The organism is Streptomyces sp. NPDC058469 (genome assembly GCF_042721125.1).
Classification (GTDB): Bacteria; Actinomycetota; Actinomycetes; order Streptomycetales; family Streptomycetaceae; genus Streptomyces.
The window spans coordinates 18480-25415 of the sequence record NZ_JBHXME010000159.1; the positions used below are offsets into that span (position 1 = coordinate 18480).

Annotated in this window: 7 protein-coding genes; 3 read left to right on the forward strand and 4 right to left on the reverse strand. The window is 70.6% G+C overall.

The genetic code is table 11. The annotated features are described in order from the left end of the window. Positions 1-221 precede the first annotated feature (221 nt). Positions 222-374 (reverse strand): hypothetical protein, encoded by a 153-nt coding sequence (locus ACFWP5_RS42280; protein WP_384169737.1) that lies wholly within the window; start codon positions 372-374, stop codon positions 222-224. Between ACFWP5_RS42280 and ACFWP5_RS42285 the strand changes: the two genes are divergently transcribed. Together ACFWP5_RS42285 and ACFWP5_RS42290 are read left to right on the forward strand one after the other, a co-directional pair. Beyond that, positions 361-681 carry an MMPL family transporter gene (locus ACFWP5_RS42285; protein ID WP_384169739.1) on the forward strand — a complete coding sequence of 107 codons (321 nt, stop codon included), beginning with the start codon at positions 361-363 and terminating at the stop codon, positions 679-681. The genes ACFWP5_RS42280 and ACFWP5_RS42285 overlap by 14 nt on opposite strands. A 152-nt stretch (positions 682-833) precedes the next feature. After that, on the forward strand, positions 834-1793 hold the full coding sequence (locus ACFWP5_RS42290; RefSeq protein WP_384169741.1) for an SMP-30/gluconolactonase/LRE family protein: 960 nt from the start codon (positions 834-836) through the stop codon (positions 1791-1793). A 102-nt stretch (positions 1794-1895) separates the two neighbouring features. Here the strand turns inward: ACFWP5_RS42290 and ACFWP5_RS42295 are convergent, their stop codons facing one another. Continuing rightward, positions 1896-3557, reverse strand: a complete 1662-nt coding sequence (locus ACFWP5_RS42295; protein ID WP_384169743.1) for an MFS transporter — start codon at positions 3555-3557, stop codon at positions 1896-1898. A 141-nt stretch (positions 3558-3698) separates the two neighbouring features. Here ACFWP5_RS42295 and ACFWP5_RS42300 point away from each other — a divergent pair, with 141 nt between their 5' ends. Beyond that, complete coding sequence (locus ACFWP5_RS42300) at positions 3699-4694, forward strand: Lrp/AsnC family transcriptional regulator (protein ID WP_384169745.1); 996 nt, start codon at positions 3699-3701, stop codon at positions 4692-4694. A gap of 90 nt (positions 4695-4784) precedes the next feature. On the opposite strand, the gene ACFWP5_RS42305 is transcribed toward ACFWP5_RS42300, so the two are convergent. Next, positions 4785-6125: a jacalin-like lectin gene (locus tag ACFWP5_RS42305; protein ID WP_384169747.1), complete on the reverse strand. Its 1341-nt coding sequence runs from the start codon at positions 6123-6125 to the stop codon at positions 4785-4787. A 227-nt stretch (positions 6126-6352) separates the two neighbouring features. Further along, on the reverse strand, positions 6353-6936 hold a 584-nt coding region (locus ACFWP5_RS42310; protein ID WP_384169749.1), incomplete at its 5' end, for a helix-turn-helix domain-containing protein.

The window sequence follows — 6936 nt, forward strand, 5'->3', positions numbered from 1 at the left end:
ACACTGCTCCACCCCAACGCCGCCACGGCGCTCAGGTCGAAACATCTCCTCGCCACCGAGTCCGCCGGGGTTGTCATATGCCGGGAGGGCAGAGGCGGCGGGACGGGCGGGGTCGTGGATGGGGTGGGCGGGGGGGGGGCGGGTGGGGGGGGGGGAACCCGCGAGCTCCCGCGGCGCGGGGCGCACTCGTACCGTACGAGTGCGCCCTTCGCCGTGGTCGGTCAGCCGCGCACGCTGAGGGTCTCGGAGCGGATCAGGGTGTTCAGGGCGGCCATCGAGGTGCGCATGTTCGCGCGCATGCCCGGTCGTTGTATCCCGTCGAGCAAGAGCCCGATCGGGCCGAGGCCGATCCGGCACAGCGTGCGGGTCGTCACCGCCGCCGCCCTGATCATGTTCACCGTCTTCGCCGGGTTCTTCCCGCTGGACGACTCCCTCATCAAACCCATCGCGTTCGCCCTGGCCGTCGGCGTGGCCATCGACGCCTTCGCCGTCCGCATGACGCTCGTACCGGCGGTGCTCGCCCTCGCAGGGCGGGGCGCCTGGTGGCTGCCGGTCTGGCTGGACCGGCTCCTGCCCGACCTCGACGTCGAGGGAAGCAGCCTGCAGAAGGCCGTACCGGCGGACCGCGCGGAACCCGAGCCCGCGGTTGCGGCTGGGGCGGGTGGGAACTCCGGGAAGTGACGGGTCGTTACGCAAATACCGGGCCTTGGGGCGGAGTTGGAGAAGATTTCACCCGAGCCCCCGGGCTCACCAGAGTCACCGGTCACCCGGTTCGCCCAACCACCGTTTCACCAGCCCCCGTTCACCCCCACTCGTCCTCGGAGGCCCGAACGATGACCCGGATCCCCCCTGGGCCCACCCGCCCCACCCGGCGCGCCCTGCTCGGCGGCGCCGCCCTGACCGCCCTCGCCGCGACGGTCGGCACCGGCACCGCAAGCGCCAACTCCTCCACCGCACCGGCCAGTTGGCCGACGGAACTTCCACTGCCCAACGGCTTCCTCCCCGAGGGCATAGCCATCGGCAGCGGGCCGTACGCCTATATGGGCTCCCGTGCCAACGGCGCCATCCACCGCACCGACCTGCGCACCGGCGAGGGCGAGATCCTGTCCGAGGGCGCCACCGGCCTGGTGTCGGTCGGGCTGAAGCTGGACCACGACGGCCTGCTGTACGTCGCCGGCAGCACCGGGGCCGCGAGAGTCGTCGACTCCCGCACCGGCGAGGTGCTGGCGACCTATCAACTCACCCCCGCCAGTGGCCACTTCATCAACGACGTCACCCTGCTCGGCGACCGCGCCTGGTTCACCGACTCGCTCGACGCGGTGCTCTACGGCGTGCCCCGCGGCCGTACGGGCGAGGTCGCCGCCCTGCCGCTCACCGGCGACTGGGTGCAGACGCCCGGTGTGAACAACGCGAACGGCATCGTGGGCACGCCGGACGGGCACGGACTGATCGTCGTCAGCAGCACCCCCGGCAAGCTCTACAACGTGTCGCTCAAGACCGGCCACGCCACCGAGATCGCCCTGAGCGGGGCGTCCGATGTGGCCAACGGGGACGGGCTGTTCCGGATCGGCCGGACGCTGTACGTCGTCCAGAACCGGCTGAACCGGATCAGCGTGTTCGACCTCGACGCCAAGGTCACCACCGCGACCCTGCGCCGTACGATCACCGACCCCCGCTTCGACGTCCCGACGACCGCCGCCCGCTTCGGCAACCGGCTCTATCTCGTCAACGCCCGCTTCACCAGCCCGCAGACACCGGACACGACGTTCACCGCCGTCGCCGTGTCGATCTGATGTGACAGTGGGCGGGGCTCCTGAATGGTGCAACAGGGCCCCGCCCGTGGGTAGTTCGCGCTTCAGCCGTTCAGTACTTCAGCCATGCAGTGCTTCAGCCGTTCAGTACTTCAGCGGTTCGGTGTCCCGGTCAACTGCCGCTATGGCGGCTGCCGTTGGCGTCCCGGCGGCGGTGCGCCCATCGCTGGAGGCCGCGGTGTTCGCACCGGCCACCGGAGCCGCCGTAGACGAAGAAGCCTGCTGCGGGCGGCGCAGCAACAGCACGCACACCAGGGCGGCGAGGAGAGTCAGCGCCCCGGCCACCACCAGGCACAGCCGCATGCCGTCCAGGAAGGAGTCGCCCAGCGCGCCCAGGGCCCGGCCGGTGTCCGCGCCGAGGTTCAGTTGGGCGACGGCGCCCAGGCCGTCCGCGTCGGCGGTCGAGACGATGCTCCGCTGCGTCGCGCCCGTCACCCCGGCGTCGGCGAGGTGACCGGGGAGCGTGTCCAGTGCCTTGGTGGTGAGCAGGGCGCCCAGGACGGCCGGGCCGAGCGCGCCGCCGACCTGCCGGAACGCGTTGTTGCCGGCCGCGGCCATCCCCGCCTGCTGATACGGCACGGAGGCCACGGCGGTCGCGGTCATCGGCGTCATGACGGTCCCGATGCCCAGGCCGAGTAGCGCCAGCCGCCAGGCGATGGACGCGAACGACGTGTCGGCGTCGACGCCGGTCAGCGAGAACAGCGCGCCGGAGATGACCAGCAGACCACCGGTGATCAGGACGCGCGGGGAGACCCGGTGCATGAGCCGCCCGACCGGCATGCCGACCACGATCGCCGCCGCGGTGACCATGAGCAGCCGCAAGGCCGCCTGGAGGGTGTCGAGTTGCTGCACCAGGCCGAAGTACAGGCTGAGCAGGAAGAAGAAGCCGATCAGCGCCAGGAAGGTGATCATCGCGACCAGTGTGGTGGCGGTGAACGCCGGGCTGCGGAACAGCGTCAGATCCAGCATCGGGCTGTCACTGCGCCGCTCGGCGAGCACGAACGCGACCCCGCCGACCACCGCGGTGAACAACGCCACCATGACCTTGACGTCCGTGAAGGAACCGGCGCCACCCTCGATCACGCCGTAGACCAGCGCGGTGATGGCGAGGGTGGCGGTGAGCTGGCCGGGCCAGTCCAGCTTCCGTCCGTGCGGGGCCCGGGAATCGGGCAGCAGGCGGGCGGCGACGACCGTCGCGAGCAACGAGACCGGGATGGACAGCAGATAGATCCAGCGCCAGGCGGCGTGGTCGAGGATGACGCCGGCGATCAGCGGGCCGATGGCCAGCGCCGCCATGAGGGCGGTCGCCCACAGGCCGATGAACTTGCCGCGCTCCCGGTGGTCGGGCACCGCGTGGCTGATCAGCGCAAGAGTGGTCGGCAGCAGGGTCGCCGCGCCGAGACCGGCCAACGCCTGGCCGATCCACAGCACGTGCACCGACTGCGCGGACAGTGCCACGGCCGCACCGGCGGCGGAGAACAACAGGCCTGCCTGGAACACCTTCTTGCGTCCGTGCACATCGCCGAAGACACCGGCGGTGAGGATGAACGCGGCCATGGGCAGGACAAACGCGTCCTGGACCCAGGCCAGTTGGGCGGTCGACGCGTTCAGCGCCGTCTGGATGGCGGGCAGGCTCACGGCGACCGTGGTCACCGGCAAGTAGGCGACGAAGACGCCGAGGCAGGCCATGACGAGGGTGGCCGCCCGCCGATCGGGCCGACCGCTCGCCGGGGTCGTGACGTTCACGGGGAACTCTCCTTCTCGAATGCGATGCCCTCGAACAGGCATACGCCCCAGGATTAGCTCCGCCATGGACAATCACCAACGCACGACCGAGATGCGGCGGTAAACCTCCATCGTGCTCATCCTGGGTGTCACACTTTCCTCATGACAGACGAAGTCGACGGGAAAATCCTCCGCGCGCTGCAGTGCGCGCCGCGCGCCTCGTTCCGGCTGATCGGCGAGGTGGCCGGGGTCTCGGAGCAGACCGCCGCCCGTCGCTTCCACGCCCTGCGCCGCTCCGGGGTGATGCGGGTGGTCGGCCTGGTCGACCCCGCCGTCCACGGCGACGCACGCTGGGTGGCCCGCATCCGCTGCCGCCCCGACCGGGTCGGCCCGCTCGCCGACGCGCTCGCCCGACGGCCCGACATCGCCTACGCGGGCCTCGCGTCCGGCGGTTCGGAGATCATCTGTGTCATCAGCGCGCCGGTGCACGTGCCGCGCGACGACGTCCTGCTGCGTCAACTGCCCAAGTCCGCGTCGGTCCTTGACGTGAGCATCGACCTGCTCATCCATCCCTTCGGCACATCGGGACCGAGTGACTGGACGGGCTACGGCGGCCGGCTCACGCCCGACCAGATCCGTCACCTCGTCGGCGACCGGCCCGGCATCCCCACGGGACCACCCGTACGCCTCACCGACGAGGACACCCCGCTGCTCGACGCCCTGGCGGAGGACGGCCGCGCCACCCACACCCAACTAGCCGACGTCACCGGCTGGTCCACCGCCCGCGTGGCCCGCCGACTGGAGGCCCTGGAGAACTCGGGGGCGCTCGCCTATGACGTCGAACTGCTCTCCGCGCGCCTCGGGTTCGCGCTCAACGCCACCCTGTGGCTGCGCGTCGCCCCGGCCCGCTTGGAGCGTGTCGGCGAGGAACTCGCGGACCACGACGAGGTCGCCTTCGCCGCCGCCATCAGCGGCGACTCCAATGTCATGGTCGTCGTCATCTGCCGCGACACGGAGCACCTGTACCGCTACCTGACCACCAAGGTCGCCGCCGTCCCGGGCATCGACGGCTACGGCGTGAGCATCCACGTCCACCGCCTGAAGCAGGCCACGTCGCTCATCTCGCGCGGGCGACTGGTGCCGCCGGCGTTCGCGTAGGGCGGCCGGGACGCACCGGGCCGGATCACCCGCGGTGGCGGATGATCCGGCGCGTAACTGCCTTACGGTGCTTGCCGTTTCGGCGGCGGGTCAGCGCTTCGTGTAGATGAAGCCGACCTTGTCCAGCTCGTCGCCGGAGCGCCCGTGGAAGCCGGCGATCTGCCAGCCGGACGGCGCGGTGCGGGTCACGCAGTCCGAGGTGGTGGTGCCACCGGCCAGGGTGTTGCCCAGGTTGGTGGTGAACTTGGCGTAGAAGATCCGCGTGGTGTCGTTGTACTTGCTCTCGCACAGGTACGCCGTCGTCACGTACTCGCCGCTGCCCAGCGTCAGCGAGGACGCGGTGCCGCCGGTCCCGCCGTGGGTGAGCGTGGTGCCGTTGGCGAGAGTGATGCCGACCTGGTCGACGCGGGAGCCGGCGCGCAGCGAGATCTTGGTGGCACGGGCGGCGGCCGGGACGCTGCCGATGTCCTGGTAGTAGTCCCCGTGCGGGCCGCCGAACTGGTCGCTGAGCTGGAAGTCCGCGTTCTGCGACCAGGTGAAGCCGACCGTGATCGGATCGTGGTCGGAGAGCATCAGCCCGTCGGAGTTCAGGAACTTGGCGTGCTCGTTGTTGTACGACGTCGCGTTGAGCGTGACCAGCTTGCTGCTGCGGTAGAGGACCTTGTCCACGACCTCGCAGGTGTTGGGCACGGTGGCCCCGGTCTGGTCGCACAGCAGCGTGTCGCTGCCCTTGGCCGGTGCCACGCCGCCGCGGATCACCTTGACCCAGGCGTCGGTGAGCCCGTTGGCCGCGCCGAACTCCGCGATGGTGTCGGCGGCGCGGGTGTAACGGGTGTTGGTGTCACCCATGACGACGACCGCGTTGCCCGCGGAGTGCGACTGGATGAAGGTGGTCAACTGGGCGAGGTTGTCCGCGCGTGAGGCCTCGTCGCCGTCGTTCGTACCCGCGTTGGTGTGCAGGTTGTAGAAGTCGACGTACACGCCCTCGGACAGCCGCTCCCGCATGAAGCTGAAGCCCTTCGGCGTCAGGCAGTCGCCCGAGTCGATCTGGCAGGAGTTCCAGCCGACCCGCTCGAAGTCGTCGCCGTCCCAGGCGTAGTCGGAGACCGTGTTGAGCCCGCTGCCGATACCGGCGCCGCCGCTGGTCGCGGTGCGGTACGGGTGGGTGTCGGTGGAGTACAGGTAGGCGTGGTAGTTGAAGTCCTCCTGCACGTTCACGATGTCGTACGGGGCGATGCGCGTGCCGATCTCGGTGGTGCTCGTGTCGCGCGGCGTCGAGGCGCTGGACAACGACTCCGGGAGCCCGGCGACGTTGTAGCTGAGCACGTTGAAGCTGCCCGAACTTGCGGCGGCGGCCGGTGTCGCGGCGGCCACCGTGATCCCGCCCAGGGCCGCGGCTGCGGCCGCCAGACAGGCGAGAAGTCTGCGCATGGGGAAGTGCCTCCTGCGGAGTGACAGAGGGGGAGGGTGATGCGGCGGTCATGTCAAAATGTAGCGACAAGCGCTTGCTATGACTCCCCTTCGGCCGTACTGAATCAGGAATTCCGGGTGGCGCGAAGATGGCCAAGTCCCTTTGCGCGCCCGTTTGTTGACGGTGCGGGGGGATACGGTCCACAGGTTTTGGGGGCAGGGGACCTAGCTGTGCCGGCCGGCCCGCGCTAGGGCCGCGCCAAGTGCCGCATCGTCAGCGCCAGTTGCAGCCGTAGTCGCCCCTGCGGAGTGCGTACCGGCCAGCCCAGCAAAGACTCCGCGTGGGTCAACCGGTCCTGGAGCGTGGAGTGGTGGACGTTGATCTCGGTGGCCGCCGCGCGCAGGCTCGTGGTGGTGGCGACGGCGTTCAAAGTGACCAGTAGCCAGGGCGCGTTGGCCGCCGCGGCTTCCACGTCGTGGACGTCGGGCGGCGGTTCGGCACCCGGCGCGACCAGTGCGGCCAGGAGGGCGATGCCGCCGAGTTCGTCGGCGTGCACGATGCGCTGGCCGGGGTCCTGTGCGGTGCCGTCGGCGGTGAAGCGGAGGGCGGTGCGGGCGGAGGCCCAGGAGCGGGGCAGGTCCAGTACGGGGACGGCGGGGCCGATCCCCAGCCGACCGGCGGGCAACTCGGCGTCCGTGTGCGGAAGTTGAGCACCGGAGCCGTCCGGGGCTTCCTGCGGATGATCGTCCGGGTACGGGGCGAGGACCACGGGTCGCGGGCCGGACGTACCCGTCGCCTCCCGGGGCGCGGCGACGACCCGGGGCCGTCCGT